This is a genomic window from Pseudomonas monteilii (genome assembly GCA_001534745.1).
GTDB lineage: Bacteria > Pseudomonadota > Gammaproteobacteria > Pseudomonadales > Pseudomonadaceae > Aquipseudomonas > Aquipseudomonas alabamensis.
Genome location: CP013997.1, coordinates 4,192,521 through 4,208,515, shown reverse-complemented (window position 1 = coordinate 4,208,515; position 15,995 = coordinate 4,192,521). Strand labels below are relative to the sequence as shown.

The 15,995-nt window shown below is 67.2% G+C and carries 14 protein-coding genes and 1 other annotated feature; of the genes, 8 read left to right on the top strand and 6 right to left on the bottom strand.

Annotated elements, in window-relative coordinates; translation table 11 throughout:
• The first annotated feature begins 2 nt into the window (after positions 1 to 2).
• Genes APT63_18030 through APT63_18020 form a run of 3 tightly spaced genes read left to right on the top strand, consistent with a single transcriptional unit; the run spans position 3 to position 2,533 of the window.
• Positions 3 to 977: a glycosyltransferase gene (locus APT63_18030; GenBank protein ID AMA47365.1), complete on the top strand. Its 975-nt coding sequence runs from the start codon at positions 3 to 5 to the stop codon at positions 975 to 977.
• The gene (locus tag APT63_18025; protein AMA47364.1) at positions 964 to 1,674 is read left to right on the top strand and encodes a hypothetical protein; all 711 of its coding nucleotides are present in this window, start codon (positions 964 to 966) and stop codon (positions 1,672 to 1,674) included. The genes APT63_18030 and APT63_18025 overlap by 14 nt, the downstream gene beginning before the upstream one ends.
• A gap of 55 nt (positions 1,675 to 1,729) precedes the next feature.
• Positions 1,730 to 2,533, top strand: coding sequence for a hypothetical protein (locus APT63_18020; GenBank protein AMA47363.1), 804 nt, complete (start codon positions 1,730 to 1,732; stop codon positions 2,531 to 2,533).
• A gap of 486 nt (positions 2,534 to 3,019) precedes the next feature.
• Here the strand turns inward: APT63_18020 and APT63_18015 are convergent, their stop codons facing one another.
• The 4 genes from APT63_18015 to APT63_18000 all read right to left on the bottom strand — a co-directional run bounded on the left by APT63_18015 (position 3,020) and on the right by APT63_18000 (position 6,413).
• Positions 3,020 to 3,982 carry a metal ABC transporter ATPase gene (locus APT63_18015; protein ID AMA47362.1) on the bottom strand — a complete coding sequence of 321 codons (963 nt, stop codon included), beginning with the start codon at positions 3,980 to 3,982 and terminating at the stop codon, positions 3,020 to 3,022.
• A gap of 36 nt (positions 3,983 to 4,018) precedes the next feature.
• The gene (locus APT63_18010; protein AMA47361.1) at positions 4,019 to 4,831 is read right to left on the bottom strand and encodes an aldo/keto reductase; all 813 of its coding nucleotides are present in this window, start codon (positions 4,829 to 4,831) and stop codon (positions 4,019 to 4,021) included.
• Positions 4,828 to 6,003, bottom strand: coding sequence for an FAD-dependent oxidoreductase (locus tag APT63_18005; protein AMA47360.1), 1,176 nt, complete (start codon positions 6,001 to 6,003; stop codon positions 4,828 to 4,830). The genes APT63_18010 and APT63_18005 overlap by 4 nt, the downstream gene beginning before the upstream one ends.
• 77 nt (positions 6,004 to 6,080) lie before the next feature.
• Positions 6,081 to 6,413 carry a multidrug DMT transporter gene (locus APT63_18000; GenBank protein AMA47359.1) on the bottom strand — a complete coding sequence of 111 codons (333 nt, stop codon included), beginning with the start codon at positions 6,411 to 6,413 and terminating at the stop codon, positions 6,081 to 6,083.
• An 82-nt stretch (positions 6,414 to 6,495) separates the two neighbouring features.
• On the opposite strand from APT63_18000, the gene APT63_17995 reads away from it, so the two are divergent.
• The 3 genes from APT63_17995 (at position 6,496) to APT63_17985 (ending at position 9,541) form a co-directional block, all read left to right on the top strand.
• Complete coding sequence (locus APT63_17995) at positions 6,496 to 7,386, top strand: LysR family transcriptional regulator (protein AMA47358.1); 891 nt, start codon at positions 6,496 to 6,498, stop codon at positions 7,384 to 7,386.
• Between the two features lie 98 nt (positions 7,387 to 7,484).
• Positions 7,485 to 8,759 (top strand): 3-deoxy-D-manno-octulosonic acid transferase, encoded by a 1,275-nt coding sequence (locus APT63_17990; protein AMA47357.1) that lies wholly within the window; start codon positions 7,485 to 7,487, stop codon positions 8,757 to 8,759.
• Positions 8,760 to 8,914: 155 nt separating this feature from the next.
• Positions 8,915 to 9,541 (top strand): lysine transporter LysE, encoded by a 627-nt coding sequence (locus tag APT63_17985; protein AMA47356.1) that lies wholly within the window; start codon positions 8,915 to 8,917, stop codon positions 9,539 to 9,541.
• Positions 9,542 to 9,988: 447 nt separating this feature from the next.
• On the opposite strand, the gene APT63_17980 is transcribed toward APT63_17985, so the two are convergent.
• The gene (locus APT63_17980) at positions 9,989 to 11,425 is read right to left on the bottom strand and encodes a channel protein TolC (GenBank protein ID AMA47355.1); all 1,437 of its coding nucleotides are present in this window, start codon (positions 11,423 to 11,425) and stop codon (positions 9,989 to 9,991) included.
• 159 nt (positions 11,426 to 11,584) lie between these two features.
• Positions 11,585 to 11,691, top strand: a binding site (TPP riboswitch).
• Between the two features lie 157 nt (positions 11,692 to 11,848).
• On the opposite strand from APT63_17980, the gene APT63_17975 reads away from it, so the two are divergent.
• Together APT63_17975 and APT63_17970 are read left to right on the top strand one after the other, a co-directional pair.
• Positions 11,849 to 13,735, top strand: a complete 1,887-nt coding sequence (locus APT63_17975; GenBank protein ID AMA47354.1) for a phosphomethylpyrimidine synthase ThiC — start codon at positions 11,849 to 11,851, stop codon at positions 13,733 to 13,735.
• A 101-nt stretch (positions 13,736 to 13,836) separates the two neighbouring features.
• Positions 13,837 to 15,120, top strand: coding sequence for a nitrate reductase (locus APT63_17970; GenBank protein ID AMA47353.1), 1,284 nt, complete (start codon positions 13,837 to 13,839; stop codon positions 15,118 to 15,120).
• Here the strand turns inward: APT63_17970 and APT63_17965 are convergent.
• Entirely contained in the window at positions 15,089 to 15,835 is a 747-nt protein-coding gene (locus APT63_17965) for a hypothetical protein (GenBank protein AMA47352.1), read from the bottom strand. The genes APT63_17970 and APT63_17965 overlap by 32 nt on opposite strands.
• Positions 15,836 to 15,995 lie beyond the last annotated feature (160 nt).

Genomic DNA, 15,995 nt, shown 5'->3' with positions numbered 1-15,995 from the left:
GTATGAAAGTCATGTTACTGGTCATGGATGAGCAGCGTGTCATCCTCGACCGCCTCTACGAGATCGTCCAGCAGGCCTGTCAGGACTGCGTCATTCATCGGCTGAGCAAGCAGCAGCAGATGAACCTCGGCCCGTTCCTCGCGTCGGTGGACTACCAGCGCTTCGACCGCATCGTGATCTTCTCCCGGGTCAAGCGCCTGGCGCCCCAGTGGGCGGTGCTGCGCTGCATTCCGGGGCTGGTGTTCCTGGAACATGACGCCTACCAGAACTACATGCCCTCCAGTAAGTACCGGCACGTCTACTCGCGGCTGTACAAGCGCCTGCCCTGGTCGCGCGCGCTGGTCTCGGGTGCGGTGGTCGCCCGGCGCATGCAGGCCGAGGGCCTGGACGCCGTGTTCGTCTCCAAAGGGTACGACGACCAGATGCTCGACAACCTGGGCCTGACGCGCGACATTCCGGCGGGCTTTCTGGGGAGTCTGAAAAGCCGCGAATACGGCCAGCGCAAGGCCATGCTCGAGACCCTGGCCGAGCGCACCGGCCTGCTGGTGACGCGCACCGGGTCGGGCGAGGAGTACCTGCAGATGCTCAACCGCATCCAGGTCTTCGTCAGCGCCGACATCGGCATGGGCGAGTTCATGATCAAGAACTTCGAGGCCATGGCCTGTGGCTGCGTGCTGCTGGCCTGGAGCCAGGGCGAGGAAGACCAGTTGCTGGGCTTCGAGGATGGTCACAACGTGGTGTTCTACCGCTCGCTGGACGAGGCGATCGAGAAGCTGGCGTGGCTCCAGCAGCATCCGGCGCAGGCGGCCCGCATCGCCGCCAACGGGCAGGCGTTCGTGCGTCAGTACTACGGCTTCAGCCGCGTCGGGCAAGACCTGGCCGAACAGATCGAAAAACCCATGCGCCCCTGGTCGCGGCCTTCGGTGTGGGTCCGGACCTGGGTGAAATGGCGCTTCGGCATGGATGTGGCGGAATGAACGGATGACGCTCGAGCAGACGGACATGCAGCTGGATGCACGACCTGGCGGCGATCAGGATGTGTTCGGGTGCCTGTCCGATGAACTCAAGGCGTGTCTGCGCCAGGCCGAGCGGGTGCTGCTGCTGGCCAACAATCCCGCCATCACCGCCGCCGACCTGCAGGCGCTGCAGTTGGGTGAGCGCGACGTGGTGGTCAGCTTCAACACCTGCCTGAAGGGCACGCTGCTGGATGCGCGTACCCACCAGGTGCTGGTGCACGGCTACAACGCGCCGGATCACTATTTCTTCGGCCTGCCGATGCGCGCCGACCTGCCGAACTGGCTGCGTGACGACCGCGCACGTCACTTCACCGTGCTGGTCGGCTGTACCACGCCGCTGTGCCCCTTGCCCGGCGTCAGCCTGTTCTACGAGCGCATCCCCTTGCCGCCGCTGTGGAACTACCCGACGACGCGACCCGACGGCAAACGCTTCGTCGGGCCGTCCACGGGCTTCAATGCGCTGGTCGTGCTCGACACGCTGCGCCATCAGCCGGGGTTCGACTACGCGATGCTCACGCTCGGGTTCTCCAACGAGGCCGGCAAGCTGTGGAGCGGGCACGCCTGGGCCTACGAGCGTGCCTGGCTGCTGCAGGCCGACATCACCGTGGTGGAGCTGAAGGCGCGGCGCAAGTGGTGGCAGCTGTGGCGTCGTCGTTGACCCCTGTCTGCTGCCGGCGTCACCTTCCTCCTTCACCTGTCACAGAGGTATCCGCGTGTTGAAAGTCGCCGTCGCCTTCTTTGGCATCCCTCGCAACTCGGCCATCTGCTTCCCGTCCATCGAGCAGAACGTCCTGGCGCAGATCCCGGCGGGCTGCACCGTCAGGACGTTCTACCACCTGTACCAGCTCGATGCGGTGCACAACGCCCGCTCCGGCGAAAGCGGTGCGCTGCTGCAGGACAACTATGCCCCCTTCGCGACCATGACCGGCCGGCTGGACTCGACCGAGGGCGTGCTGGAGCAATGGGACTTCGAGCGCATCAAGGCCCAGGGCGACACCTGGGGCGACAACCATGCCTCGCTGCGCAACCTGGTGTTCCAGCTGCATTCGCTGCGCTGCGTGACGCAGATGATGGCGGAGTTCGCGCCGGACTTCGTGGTGTTCGTGCGCCCGGACAACTTCTACCACTCGCCCTTGCCCAGCTACCTCTTCGCCCACCCCGAGGCGAGGCGGCTGAACGCCTACGTTCCGGACTGGCAGTGGTGGGGCGGTCTCAACGATCGCTTCGCGGTCTGCGGGCGGGACATCTACACGGCGTATGGCAACCGGGTCGAGGCGATCTTCCGCTTCTGCGAAGCGACCGGGCGCAAGCTGCACTCGGAGCGGCTGCTGAAGTTCGCGCTGCTGGAGGCCGGTGCGCGGGTCTGCACGCTGCCCACCACGGCTTCTCGGGTCCGGATCCATGGCGAGTTCGTCGACGAGTCCTTCTCGCCCAAGCGCGGCATGGGCAAGCGCGAGAACCGCTACTTTCACCTGTTCGCGCGCATGCGCACCTGGTGGGACAAGCGCCAGCGCTAGGCCTTCAGGGTCAATGCCTTTCAACATCGTTATCCAACACGATGTGGACTGCATCGCTGACCTGACCGACCGTCACGGGCCCTGTGGGTGCAACGGTCTTTTCTACTCGGTACATGCCTGACCGCGTGCGGCGCCTGGCAGGGCCCTATCGCTGGCAAGCCAGCTCCCCCCCAGACCTCTGCAGCCATCACTGTAGTCATGGTTGCGCAAGCAGCTTGTGGGAGATTTTATGGTTTTGCCAAGTGCTAATGTGGGCCCTGGCGGGCCCAATCGCGGCACAGGGGCCGCTCTCACACCCGTAGCCGTACCGCGGCGTTGCACATTATCGCAGGACCTTGTGGGAGCGGGCTTGCCCGCGATGCAGGCGGTGATGGACCGGACGCTATCGCGGGCAAGCCCGCTCCTACGGTACTGCGATCGCCTGTACCACAGCGGTGTGACTATAGGCGTGGAGCGGGTTTACAAAAACGCTGAAAATCGCTGCCCTCAGGGCCGCAAAGCGCTGCGGACCCGGCTCACCAGCCCGCGGGCCTTGCGCGTGAGCGTGCCCAGGCCGCCCGTGTCACGGGACGGCTCCAGGCCTTGCTGGCGCAGCCAGTCCTTCCAGCGAATCCGCTCGTCACGCACCACCCAGCCGTCTTGCGGCGCGAAGCTTTCGGCCAGGTAGACCCGTCGGGTGCTGGTGCGCACCAGTTGGTCCTTGCGCAACGTGTACAGCTCCGGGCGCGGACGACCGTCCTCCAGGGGCATGAGGTAGAAATCCGGACGCTTGCGATTGAGCCGGGTGACCAGGTGCCCGTCTTCCAAGCGCTCGTCGACGTGGAACAGGCTGAGCGACTTGGCTTCACGCGGCACTTCCAGGCGCATGTCGTACACCAGTTGCAGCGAGGCGGTCGGCAGGTGCACGTAGGCCCTCGGGCGCTCCTGAAGGACCTGGCTGGCACAGTGCACGGGACGCGCCGCGCCCGAGGCCGGGGTCAGCAGGAACGTGGGAGATTCGCGGTAGTGCAGGGCGGCGGCATAGGGCGCGGGCAGCCAGGTCTCGTTAAAGCGACCGCTCAACCAACCTTCCGGTGTCTCGAACAGGCATTCTTCGGCAACCTCCTGCACGGCGGTATGCAAGGGCAGGCTCAACTCGTGGGCGGGCACGTAGCCGGAGATCAGCTTGAGCACCACGTCGCCGCGGTCCTGGCGGCGCTGGCGCACCAGCACCCAGTAGTCCTGGTGCTGCCAGTTGAGGGTGAGGCGCACCGACACCCCCAGGTTCGCCAGCTCCACCGCGAAGCGTTCCGTGTCGGGCAGCTGGACAGGCTTGCGTCGCTGCTGCATCTGCGCGAAGTTCTGCGGCCGGCCGACGGCCTGGTAGGTCAGCCCCTGGGCCGTGGCCTCGACCTGCACCGGCAGGGTCTTGAAGGTGTGCGGGTTGCTGCGGATCAGCGTGCGTGCCACAGGGCGGCTCCTCGTATCGACGGCCGCGCAGGCGGCTTAGGGCTGGTCCAGCAGGCGGGCCACGGTGGCCACGTTGTGGGCCAGGTGCACCGGGTTGATGGTGCCGACGATAGCACTGCTCACGCCGGGATGGGCGAACAACAGCTCGAAACTGGCACGCACCGGGTCGACGCCGGGCGCCAGGCAGACGTGACCGCTGGCCAGCGCCTTCTTCACCAGGATCGCCTTGCCATGTTCGGCAGCGTAGTCCAGCACCGGACGCTCCGCTTGCTCGTTGAGGTTGAAGGTGACCATGGCGCAGTCGCCCGTTTCGAGCGCCTTGAGCCCGCCCTCGACGGTCTTGCCGGAGAACCCGTAACCCAGGATCTTGCCCTCGCGCTTGAGCGCGGCCAGGGTGGCGTACACCTCTTCGTGGGCCAGGATGTCCAGGTCGTTGCCGTCGGAATGCACCAGCACCAGTTCGAGGCGATCGGTCTCCAGGCGCTGCAGGCTGCGCTCGACCGAGCGACGGGTGTGTGCGGCGCTGAAGTCGAAGCGTGACTGGCCCTGCTCGAACTCTTCGCCGACCTTGCTGACGATGACCCAGTGATCACGCTGGCCCCGCAACAGGGGCCCCAGGCGCGTTTCGCTGACGCCGTAGGCCGGCGCCGTGTCGAGCAGGTTCAGCCCCAGGTCGCGTGCCTGGCCGAGCAGCAGGCGGGCAGCGTCATCGTCCGGGATGGTGAAGCCGGACGGGTATTTGACGCCCTGGTCACGGCCCAGCTTGACCGTGCCCAGCCCCAAGGGCGAGACCGTCAGGCCGGTGCTGCCCAAGGGGCGGTGGTGGGCGTGCAGCGTCGGCAGGCTCATGGCAGCAGTTGCTCCCAGACCGGTACGCCCAGCGTCGGACGTGGCAGGTCATGCAGGTCCGGCGTGGCCTGGGGGCGGATGCCGTCGCGGGCGAGCGCCGCCAGGACGCGGTCGGCGAAGTCGGGCGCCAGGGCCAGCTTGGTCGGCCAGCCCACCAGCAGACGCTGCTGTTCGGCGAGAAACGCGTTGTCCGGACGCACCAGCCCGGACTGCGCAGGCTCGGCGCGGTCGACCCGCAGCGTTGCCCACTGCAAGGGCGTCTGGTCGATCCACGGCAGCAACTGGCCCAGCTCCTTTTGCGCGGCGGCGATCTGCGCGGCAGGGTCGCGTGCGACCCCGTCGGCCTCGGCCAGGTCGCCGCCCAGGTACCAGACCCACTGGCCATCGGCGGCCGGGTGGCTGGTGACCGTGACCCGTGGCTTGGGCCCGCCGCCCAGGCAGTGGGCGTACAGCGGCTTCAGCGTCGGCCCCTTGACCAGCACCATGTGCAGCGGACGCCGCTGCATGGCCGGCTGCTCGATGCCCAGGTCGCGCAGCAATTGCTCGGTGCCCGCGCCGGCGCTGAGGATGATGCGCTGCGCACGGATCTGGCGGTCATCGACATTCAGCCCGACCAGCTGGCCGTCCTCGTGCAGCGGCGTGATCCGCTCGCCTGCCAGCAGGCTGTCACCGGCCAGGCGCATCAGGTTCGCCAGCAGGCTGGGCACATCGACCACCAGCTCGGCGAGGCGATAGACCTTGCCCTTGAACCGGGGGTCCTGCAACGCCGGGGGCAGTTGCTCGCCCTTGACCTGATCGACCCGGCCGCGCACCGCCTTGCTGGCGAAGAAACTGGTCAGGTTGCCGGCCAGGGTGCCGGGCGACCACAGGTAGTGCGCCTCGGACAGCAGGCGCGTGTCGCGCAGGTCCAGCTCGCCCTCGCCGGCCAGGGCCTCGCGCCAGCGCCGCGGCATGTCGGCGATCGCCTCGGACGCGCCGGTCAGCGCGCCATGCAGGGCGTACTTGGCCCCGCCGTGGATGATCCCCTGGGACTTCAGGGTCTGCCCGCCGCCCAGGCTGGCCCGCTCCACCAGCACCGTCGAATAGCCCTGCTGGCGCAGGCGCGCAGTGAGCCAGAGCCCGGCGACTCCGGCACCGACGATCAGGACGTCAGTGGACATGGCAGATGGCATGCGGGTACCTCGAGAACTGGGACAGGCCCGCAGTATACAGGCTGTGCCGTCGTGCGGCCTGCCGGGTTGGCGGCCGGTCAGTGGCCGCTGCTGTGCGAGAACACCTGGATCACCACTACGCCGCCGACGATCATGGCCATGCCGAGCATCGCCGGCAGGTCGAGCTTTTGCCCATAGATCAGCCAGGCGGCCACGCTGATCAGCACGATGCCCAGCCCGGACCAGAGGGCATAGGCGATGCCCACCGGGATGCTGCGCACCACCAGGGTCAGCATCCAGAAGGCGATGGCATAGCCGCCGATCATCAACGCCAGGGGCAGCGGGGTGCTCAGCCCCTTGACGGCTTTCATGGACGCGGTGGCGACGACTTCGGCGCAGATGGCAATGGCCAGGCAGATATAGGCATTCATGACGGTTCTCCTCGGATGGCGGCATTCTACGGCCTGCCCAGATGGGATAAAGTCATTGCCCATCTATAAACGAGATAGGTCGATGACCCTACGCTGGAACCTCGATCACCTGCGCCTGTTCGTCCACGTGGCCGATGCACGCTCGTTTTCTGCCGTGGCCCGTGAGCTGCGCAAGGCCCAGTCGGCGGTCAGCACGGCCATCGCCGCGCTGGAGACCGACCTGGGCGTGACTCTGTTCGAGCGCAGCAGCGGGCGCCAGCCACACCTGACCGAGGCGGGCGCAGCGCTGCTGAACGACGCCCGTGAACTGCTGCGCCAGGGGGAACGCCTCGACGGTCGCGCCCGGGCCCTGATGCGCGGTCAGGAAGCCTTGCTGCGCGTGGCGCACGACGAGGCAATGCCTTACCAGCCGGTCATCGACAGCCTCGACGAGCTGGCCAGCCGCTACCCGTTTCTCGAGGTGCAACTGGCCAGTGGCGCCCACGGCGACGTCGCCGGCAAGCTGCTGGAGCGGCGCGCCGACCTGGGGCTGTTCTTCCAGCACGCGCGCATCCCCGAGGCGCTGGAGCGGCGCTCGCTGGGCAGCGTGGACATGGTCACCGTGTGCGCAGCCGGCCATCCCTTGGCCAGCGAGTCGCGCGTCACCCGGCAGTCGCTCGCCCGTCACCGACAACTGCTGATCACGGCCCAGCAAAGCGACATTCCCGGTGGCGAGGCGATCAGCCCGCACATCTGGCGCGCCGACAGCTTCTACGCCCTGGCCGAACTGCTGATGCGCGGCCTGGGCTGGGCCTGGCTGCCACGGCACGTGGTGCAGTACCCGACCTACCAGGCGCACATGGTCGAACTGGCCAGCGACTGGCGCCCGCCGGCCCTGGTGGTCGAGCTGGCCTGGCGCCGCGACGAACCCCTGGGCCCGGCGGCGCACTGGCTGGCCGAACGCTTTGCCGTACACCTGCGCGCCATCGGCTAGGTCTGGACTGCGCGACGACCAGACACGGCATGAGCGTGCCTTGCACCCGTCTTGGCCCCTATGGGCGAGGGCAGAAGAGCCTAGTACACTCTCGCGCCATGAACAGAACCCTCTACACCGTGCTCTTCCACCTGGGCTTGCCGCTGATCGCGCTGCGCCTGTTCCTGCGCGGGCGCAAGGCGCCGGCCTACCGCCAGCGCCTGGGCGAGCGCTTCGCCTGCGGCCTGCCGCCGCTGCGTCAGGGTGGCCTGTGGGTGCATGCCGTGTCGGTCGGCGAGAGCATCGCCGCCGCGCCCATGGTCCGTGCCTTGCTCAAGGCCTACCCGGAACTGCCGGTGACCGTGACCTGCATGACCCCGACCGGCTCGGAGCGCATCCGCGCCCTGTTCGCCGACGAACCCCGGGTGCAGCACTGCTACCTGCCCTACGACCTGCCCTGGGCCATGGGTCGCTTTCTCGACCACCTCAAGCCGCGCTTGGGCATCGTCATGGAAACCGAGCTGTGGCCCAACCTGATCGACCAGTGCCACCGGCGCGGGATCCCCGTGGCCCTGGCCAACGCCCGCCTGTCCGAGCGCTCCGCCCGTGGTTACGGGCGCTTCGCCCGCCTGACCCGGCCCATGCTCGCGCAGATTAGCCTGATCGCGGTGCAGACCGAGACCGAAGCCGAGCGCTTTCGTCAGCTGGGCGCTCGCCCGGACTGCGTCCAGGTCACCGGTTCGATCAAGTTCGACCTCAGCGTCGACCCCCAGCTCGTCCCCCGCGCCCAGGCGCTGCGCGCACAGTGGGGCGCCACCGCACGCCCCGTGTGGATCGCCGCCAGCACCCATGAAGGCGAAGACGCACTGATCCTCGAGGCCCATCGCCAGGTGCTGGCGCTGCACCGCGACGCGCTGCTGATCCTGGTGCCACGCCACCCCGAACGGTTCGCGGCGGTGCACGCGCTGTGCGCCGAGCGCTTCACCACCGTGCGTCGCGCGTCCGGTGAAGCCGTGCAGGCACAGACCCAGGTGATGCTCGGCGATACCATGGGCGAACTGCTGTTCCTCTACGCCCTGGCCGACATCGCCTTCGTCGGCGGCAGCCTGGTCGCCACCGGCGGACACAACCCTCTGGAGCCGGCGGCGCTGTCGCTGCCGGTGATCATGGGGCCGCACGTGTTCAACTTCCTCGACATCAGCGCCCTGCTGCGCGATGCCGGTGCCCTGCGCCAAGTGGACGATGCCCAAGGATTGGGCGAGGCGGTGCGGCAACTGATCGAGCTGCCGCAGGAGGCACGTCGTAGTGGCGAGGCGGGCAGGGCGGTGATGCGGGCGAATCAGGGGGCGTTGGGGCGGTTGCTGGAGGGGGTTGGCACGTTGATTGAACGATAACGGGTAGCCTTGCCACGACATCTGCAAAAACGCACTACGCTCGTAGTCGTACTGACGATAGCCATGCAACCGACAGTCCAGACACCACGGCGCGTTTACCCACGTCGGAAGATAGTGAGCGCAAATGTAGCGGCAACCCTTTTAGAGGAGATTGCATGATCAGTATCGAGGCGCTCGTAGGCCTAACCCTCATCGCCCTGGGCATGGTCCTCACCCCCGGCCCGAACATGGCCTATCTTGTTTCACGCACCCTGTCCCAAGGCCGTATCGCCGGAATGATCTCCCTGGCCGGTGTCGCCCTGGGCTTCGTCGTCTACCTGCTGGCCTCGGCCCTGGGCCTGGCCGCCTTGTTCAAGGCCGTGCCAATGGCCTATGACATAGTCCGGATCGCGGGTGCGCTCTACCTGGGCTACCTGGCCTGGAACCTGCTCAAGCCCGGTGGCGTGTCGCCGTTCGAGACCCGTGATCTGCCGCCGCATTCGCCACGCCGGTTGTTCTCCATGGGGTTGCTGACCAACCTGCTCAACCCAAAGATCGCGCTCATGTACTCGGCGTTGATCCCGCAGTTCATCGACCCTGCGGCGGGCGCTACCTTGCAACAGTTCCTGCAGTTGGGGCTGGTGCAGATCGCTATCGCGGTGACGGTCAATGGCCTGATTGTGCTGGCGGCGGCTCGCGTCAGCCGGTTCCTGCGCGGTCGGCCCCGTGCCTTGCGGGCCCAGCGTTGGGTCAGTGGTGGGGTGCTGGGTGGGTTTGCCGTGGACATGCTGCGCAAGCCGTGAGGTGGGTAGCGGTGGGGTGGGTGACCTAGGCGCCTGCATCGCTGGCAAGCCAGTTTCCACCTATAGGCACCCCGTGAGGGAGCAGGTTGTCGCAGCTTCTTAGGGGCTGTGGTTTTGTCGAGTGAAAGGTGGGCTCTGCGGGCCCAATCGCGGCCGGTCCGGCGCCCCGGCAGGGGCCGCCACAGGAACCGCGATGACCTGCAACGCTGGCGGTGGGGCTACGGGTGTAGGAGCGGCCCCTGTGCCGCGATTGGGCCTGAAAGGCCCACAAAATCAGCCAATGCAGTAGGTAAATTGAGTAGAAAGCAGGCGCCTGCACAGGAAACCACGACATTCCGCCCCCACGCCATACGCCTCTTGGCGGAACGCTGGCGTACCCGCCCTGGGGCAAGCCTCAGACCTCGACAAAACCCCACGCCCCGCCCGCGCGAACGCTGTCGCAACCCCTCACGGCTTGCGCTTGAAGTTCTCGGCCGCCGCAGCGGCCAGGTCCGGAGGCAGGAAGTCGCGGTCGGGGTTGTAGTCGGGCTTGAGGAATCCGCTCAGCTCTTGCAGGTCCCGTGGGCTCAAGGTGCCCGCCGCCTGCTTCAGGCGCAGGTTGTCGAGGATGTAGTCGTAGCGGCTGTTGTTGTAGTCGCGTACCGAGGCGTAGAGCTGGCGCTGGGCGTCGAGCACGTCGACGATGTTGCGGGTGCCGACCTGATAGCCGATTTCGGTCGCTTCCACGGCGCTCTGGTTGGAGATGATCGACTGCTTGCGGGCCTTGACCTGTTCGACGTCGGTGTTGACCGCCCGGTGCAGGTTACGGGTGTTCTCCACCACCTGGCGGCGCTGGCCTTCGCGCTGCTGCTCGGCCTGTACCAGGCGCTGGTAGGCCTCGCGCACCTGGGAGCTGGTCAGGCCGCCGCTGTAGATCGGGATGTTCACTTGCAGCCCGATGCTGGTCTGTTCCACATCACCGCCGTAGGTCACGCCAGGCAGGGGCGAGGGGTTGCTGAAGCCCAGGTTGTCGTTGTCGCCCTTCTGGTAGCGCGCCACGGCGTCCACGGTCGGGGCATGCCCGGCCTTGCGCTGGCGCACGGTCTCTTCGGCGGCGTCCACGGCGTGGTTGGTGGCCAGCAGGGTCAGGTTCTGGCGGGCGGCGGTGTCGACCCAGGCCTGCGCATCGTTGGGGGTCGGCACGCTCACCGGCAGGCTGTGCACCACCCCCTGCAACGCCAGGTAGTCCCGGTTGGTCAGGGTCACCAGGGCCTGGAAGGCGTCCTGCACCTGGCGCTCGGCCAGGATCCGGTTGGCGCGCGCCGTGTCGTAGCTGGCCTGGGCCTGCAGCACGTCGGTCTTGTCCGTCAGGCCCACGTCGAAGCGGCCGTTGGACTGGTCCAGCTGGCGCTTGAAGGCCGCTTCCTCGGCCTTGGTCGAGGCCAGGTTGTCCTGGGCACGCAGCACCGCGAAGTAGCGCTCGGCGGTTTGCAGGATCAGGTTCTGTTCGGTGGCCGACAGCTCCAGCGCCGCCTGCTCGTTGACCGCTTCGGCGGCCTGCAGCTGGAACCAGCGGTCGGCGCGGAAGATCGGCTGCGAGAGGGTCGCGCTCCAGGTGTTGCCGCTGCGGTTGGCGATGTAGGCCGGCTGGTCCACCTTGGTCCGGGTGTTCAGCACCTCGGCGCCACCGGACAGGTTCGGCAGCAGTCCGGCACGGGCCTGGGGCACCACCTCGCGCCGCGCGCCATAGTCGGCCCGGGCAGCGGCCAGGTCGGCGTTGTTGAGCACGGCCTCCTGGTACACGCTGACCAGGTCGGTCTTCACCGTCATGGACGCCGGTGCTGCCCAGGCCATTGCAGGGGATGCACAGGACACGGCAATGGCCAGTGAAAGTTTGCGCAGCATAGGGCAGTCCTTGAACGGTGACGGTTTCTGGGGTGGGCGATCCGGGCGTGAGCGCCAGTGTAGTGGGGCGCGCACCCGGCAACAATCGACCATGCGCGCCGCCGATCATTCCCCACGGCATGCGCCTGGCGTTGTCGGCCTGTGCAGTCTAGACTGCGCGTGTTCTTGTCGGGGTGCCTCGAATCGGAGGCTGAGATCGGAGAGTTCCGGATCCCGTTGAACCTGATCAGGTTAGCGCCTGCGTAGGGAACAAGATTTCTCGCCATCCCGGCGAATCTCTTGTGCCAGGTCCGGGATGTTCCAGCGGCTCGTTCGAGCCTCGGCACGTCACGTATCGGCACAGCGCCCACCCTGGGTGCGTCCGCGTCCGTTCAGGTTCTTCCCCCGACATCCATCCGCCAGGAACATGTCCGGGAGCCTTTGATGAGCAGACAAGAAAAAACGATCAACCTCAGCGAATCGGCGCGCGTCGACCAGCAGTCCGTGCAACCCTTCACCCGTTCGCGCAAGGTCTACGTCCAGGGCTCGCGCCCGGACATCCGCGTGCCCATGCGCGAGATCAGCCTGGACGACACGCCGACCGACTTCGGCGGCGAGGCCAACGCACCGGTGCTGGTCTACGACACCTCCGGCCCCTACACCGACCCTGACGTGACCATCGACGTGCGTCGCGGCCTGACCGATGTGCGCTCGCCCTGGATCGACGCGCGGGGCGACACCGAACGTCTGTCCGGGCTGAGTTCCGACTTCGGCCAGCAGCGCCTGGCGGACGATGACCTGGCCCGGCTGCGCTTTGCCCATGTGCGCCATCCGCGCCGGGCCAAGGCAGGCGCGAACGTCAGCCAGATGCACTACGCCCGCCAGGGCATCATCACCGCTGAGATGGAATACGTCGCCCTGCGCGAAAACATGAAGCTGCAAGAGGCCCATGCCGCCGGGCTGCTCACGCAGCAGCACGCCGGGCACAGCTTCGGCGCCAGCATTCCCAAGGCCATCACCGCCGAGTTCGTGCGCGAAGAGATCGCCCGTGGGCGGGCGATCATCCCGGCCAACATCAACCACACCGAGCTGGAGCCGATGATCATCGGCCGCAACTTCCTGGTGAAGATCAACGGCAACATCGGCAACAGCGCCCTGGGCTCGTCCATCGAGGAAGAAGTGGCCAAGCTCACCTGGGGCATCCGCTGGGGGTCGGACACGGTGATGGACCTGTCCACCGGCAAGCACATCCACGAAACCCGCGAGTGGATCATCCGCAACTCGCCGGTGCCGATCGGTACCGTGCCGATCTACCAGGCCCTGGAAAAGGTCAATGGCGTGGCCGAGGACCTGACCTGGGAGCTGTTCCGCGACACGCTGATCGAGCAGGCCGAGCAGGGCGTGGACTACTTCACCATCCACGCGGGCGTGCTGCTGCGCTACGTGCCGCTGACCGCCAAGCGCGTCACCGGCATCGTCAGCCGCGGTGGCTCGATCATGGCCAAGTGGTGCCTGGCCCATCACCAGGAGAACTTCCTCTACACCCACTTCGAGGACATCTGCGAGATCATGAAGGCCTACGACGTCAGCTTCTCGCTGGGCGACGGCCTGCGTCCCGGCTCGATCGCCGATGCCAACGACGAAGCCCAGTTCGGCGAACTGGAAACGTTGGGCGAGCTGACCAAGATCGCCTGGAAGCATGACGTACAGTGCATGATCGAAGGCCCCGGCCACGTGCCGATGCAGCTGATCAAGGAGAACATGGACAAGCAGCTCGAGTGCTGCGACGAGGCGCCGTTCTACACCCTCGGGCCGCTGACCACCGACATCGCGCCGGGCTACGACCACATCACCTCGGGCATCGGTGCGGCGATGATCGGCTGGTTCGGCTGCGCCATGCTCTGCTACGTCACGCCCAAGGAACACCTGGGCCTGCCGAACAAGGACGACGTCAAGACCGGCATCATCACCTACAAGATCGCTGCCCACGCCGCCGACCTGGCCAAGGGGCACCCGGGCGCGCAGATCCGCGACAACGCCCTGTCGAAGGCGCGTTTCGAGTTCCGCTGGGAAGACCAGTTCAACCTCGGCCTGGACCCGGACACTGCCCGAGCCTTCCACGACGAAACCCTGCCCAAGGAGTCGGCCAAGGTCGCGCACTTCTGCTCGATGTGCGGGCCGAAGTTCTGCTCGATGAAGATCACCCAGGAGGTGCGCGAGTACGCGGCCAACCAGCGCATCGAGACCGTCGACGTGGCGGTCGAGGAAGGCCTGCGCGAACAGGCCGAGCGCTTCCGCCAGACCGGTAGCCAGCTGTACCAGAAGGTCTGATCGCCGTCGCCCGCGCCCGTCGCGCTTTATGGAGCGGGCGCGTCACCCTTTATCGCGGGGCCTCGAAGGGCCCCGCTCATCTCTCCAAGCGAGCCTGCACCGTGACCACGCCCAGCCCGTTTTCCCCTGATCATCCCGTTCCGTCGGACCGCCGTCCCTTCGGTGCCCGCGACCTGTTCGCCCTGTGGTTTTCCCTCGGCACCGGCCTGATGGTGTTGCAGGCCGGCGCGCTGCTGGCGCCGGGCCTGGGCTTGGCCGGCGCCTTGCTGGCCATCGTTGTCGGCACGGCCATCGGTGTGCTGTTGCTGGCCGCCGCGGGTGTGGTCGGTACCGACACCGGCCTGTCGGCGATGGCCTCGCTGCGCCTGAGCCTGGGCCGCCAGGGCGTCAGGCTGCCCGCGCTGTTGAACCTGTTGCAGCTCATCGGCTGGGGCGCGTTCGAACTCATCGTCATGCGCGATGCGGCAAGCCTGCTGGGCACGCGCGCCTTTGGCGAGGCCAGCCTCTGGAGCAGCCCCGTGCTCTGGACGGTGTGCTTCGGCGCGCTGGCCACGCTGCTGGCCGTCTGCGGCCCGCTGGCCTTCGTGCGCAAGATCCTGCGCACCTGGGGCATCTGGCTGCTGCTGGGCGCCTGTCTGTGGCTGACCTGGAACCTGTTCGCCCGCGCCGACCTGGCCGCGATCTGGGCACGCGCCGGCGATGGCTCGATGCCCCTGGCCGTGGGCATCGACATCGCCATCGCCATGCCACTGTCCTGGTTGCCGCTGATCGCCGACTACTCACGCTTCGGCCAGCGGGCCGGCCGGGTCTTCGCCGGGACGGCGCTGGGCTACCTGCTCGGCAATGGCTGGCTGATGAGCCTGGGCGTGGCGTACACCTTGGCATTCGCCACCTCGGGCGAGGCCAATGCGCTGCTGCTGGCGCTGGCCGGTGCCGGTCTGGGCATCCCGCTGCTGCTGATCCTGCTCGACGAGTCGGAAAACGCCTTTGCCGACATCCATTCGGCGGCAGTATCCAGCGGCCTGCTGCTGGGCTTGAAGGTCGAGCACCTGGCGCTGGCCATCGGTGCACTGTGCACCCTGATCGCCTGCCTGGCGCCCTTGGCGCAGTACGAGCACTTCCTGTTGTTGATCGGCTCGGTCTTCGCACCGTTGTTCGGCGTGGTGCTGACCGATCACTTCCTGGTGCGGCGCAGGCGGCTGCCGGCAGCGGTCGGTGCGCTGCACGGTCAGGCGCTGGTGGCCTGGGGGGTGGGCGTGGTGGTCTATCACCTGCTTGCCCAGCTGGCGCCGGACGTGGGCGCCACCCTGCCAGCCGTGCTGGTGGCAGGGGCGCTGCATGGGCTGGCGAGTCTTAGCCGCGGCCGGGGAACAGCTCCGGCTTGAGCACGCCGTTCAGGCGCGGGTAGGGCAGTTTCAGTTCGATGTGGCCCATGGCGTAGGGCGCGATGGCATAGACTTCGTACTTGAGGATCACCGCGCCGTAGGTCAGGGCGATGTGCGGGGTCTGGCGGAAGGGCCAGGTCTTGACGAACTCGGGGTCCTTGTCCATGCCGGTGCTGATCAGCCAGGCGCGGTGGGATTCCTCGGCGGTCTTCCAGAAGGTCGCTTCCTGGCCCGGTACCAGCATGTCCTGCAGGGTCAGGACCTTGTCCAGCTTGCGCGAGTAGTTGATGAACCCACGCCCCGGCATGCCGTGGGCGCCGCCGCTGTCCAGGTAGCTGGACAGCTCGATGATCACCAGCCCGTCATGCTGCTCGCGTACCTTGGCCTGCAGGTAGCTGCTGTTGCGCTTCTCGGCGCTGGCCAGGTAGGCCGCCTCGTAGGCCTTGAGGGAGGTCGGCGCGGTGCCGTTCTGGTTGTCTTCGGTCAGTTGCAGCAGGCGACGCTCGACGATGGCATCGAGCTTGGGCAGTGTCGGGAAATGCACCACGTCGATGTTCACCAGCGGGCAGTCACGCTCGTTGCACCCCGGCTTGACGTGCTCCCACGCCTCGCGCTTGGTCTCCAGCGGTGCCCGGTAGTTGGGCTCGAACAGGCTCTGGCAAGCGCCCAGCGCCAGGGCCAGCACGGCTACGGAAGTCAGTTTGACCAGCGTCATGTTGATCCTTGCAAGACAAAGGTAGATCGGCCTTCGACCGTCTGCACGGCCTTCGGTTCGGCACTAAGCTAACAGAGCGGCAGCGGGCTGTCGTGCGCCGGCGCGATTGGCGGAAGGGGGTGAAACCCGTCGAGGCGCAGAGTAGGATGGCGCGATGCAG

What these genes read in the sequence shown, in the direction of transcription:
- APT63_18025 (AMA47364.1), top strand. Translation starts at nt 964, where the DNA reads ATGTGGCGGAATGAACGGATGACGCTCGAGCAGACGGACATGCAGCTG.
- APT63_17995 (AMA47358.1), top strand. Translation starts at nt 6,496, where the DNA reads ATGACCCTACGCTGGAACCTCGATCACCTGCGCCTGTTCGTCCACGTG.
- APT63_17975 (AMA47354.1), top strand. Translation starts at nt 11,849, where the DNA reads ATGAGCAGACAAGAAAAAACGATCAACCTCAGCGAATCGGCGCGCGTC.
- APT63_17965 (AMA47352.1), bottom strand. Translation starts at nt 15,835, where the DNA reads ATGACGCTGGTCAAACTGACTTCCGTAGCCGTGCTGGCCCTGGCGCTG.
- APT63_18005 (AMA47360.1), bottom strand. Translation starts at nt 6,003, where the DNA reads ATGCCATCTGCCATGTCCACTGACGTCCTGATCGTCGGTGCCGGAGTC.
- APT63_17985 (AMA47356.1), top strand. Translation starts at nt 8,915, where the DNA reads ATGATCAGTATCGAGGCGCTCGTAGGCCTAACCCTCATCGCCCTGGGC.
- APT63_18010 (AMA47361.1), bottom strand. Translation starts at nt 4,831, where the DNA reads ATGAGCCTGCCGACGCTGCACGCCCACCACCGCCCCTTGGGCAGCACC.
- APT63_17980 (AMA47355.1), bottom strand. Translation starts at nt 11,425, where the DNA reads ATGCTGCGCAAACTTTCACTGGCCATTGCCGTGTCCTGTGCATCCCCT.
- APT63_18000 (AMA47359.1), bottom strand. Translation starts at nt 6,413, where the DNA reads ATGAATGCCTATATCTGCCTGGCCATTGCCATCTGCGCCGAAGTCGTC.
- APT63_17990 (AMA47357.1), top strand. Translation starts at nt 7,485, where the DNA reads ATGAACAGAACCCTCTACACCGTGCTCTTCCACCTGGGCTTGCCGCTG.
- APT63_18030 (AMA47365.1), top strand. Translation starts at nt 3, where the DNA reads ATGAAAGTCATGTTACTGGTCATGGATGAGCAGCGTGTCATCCTCGAC.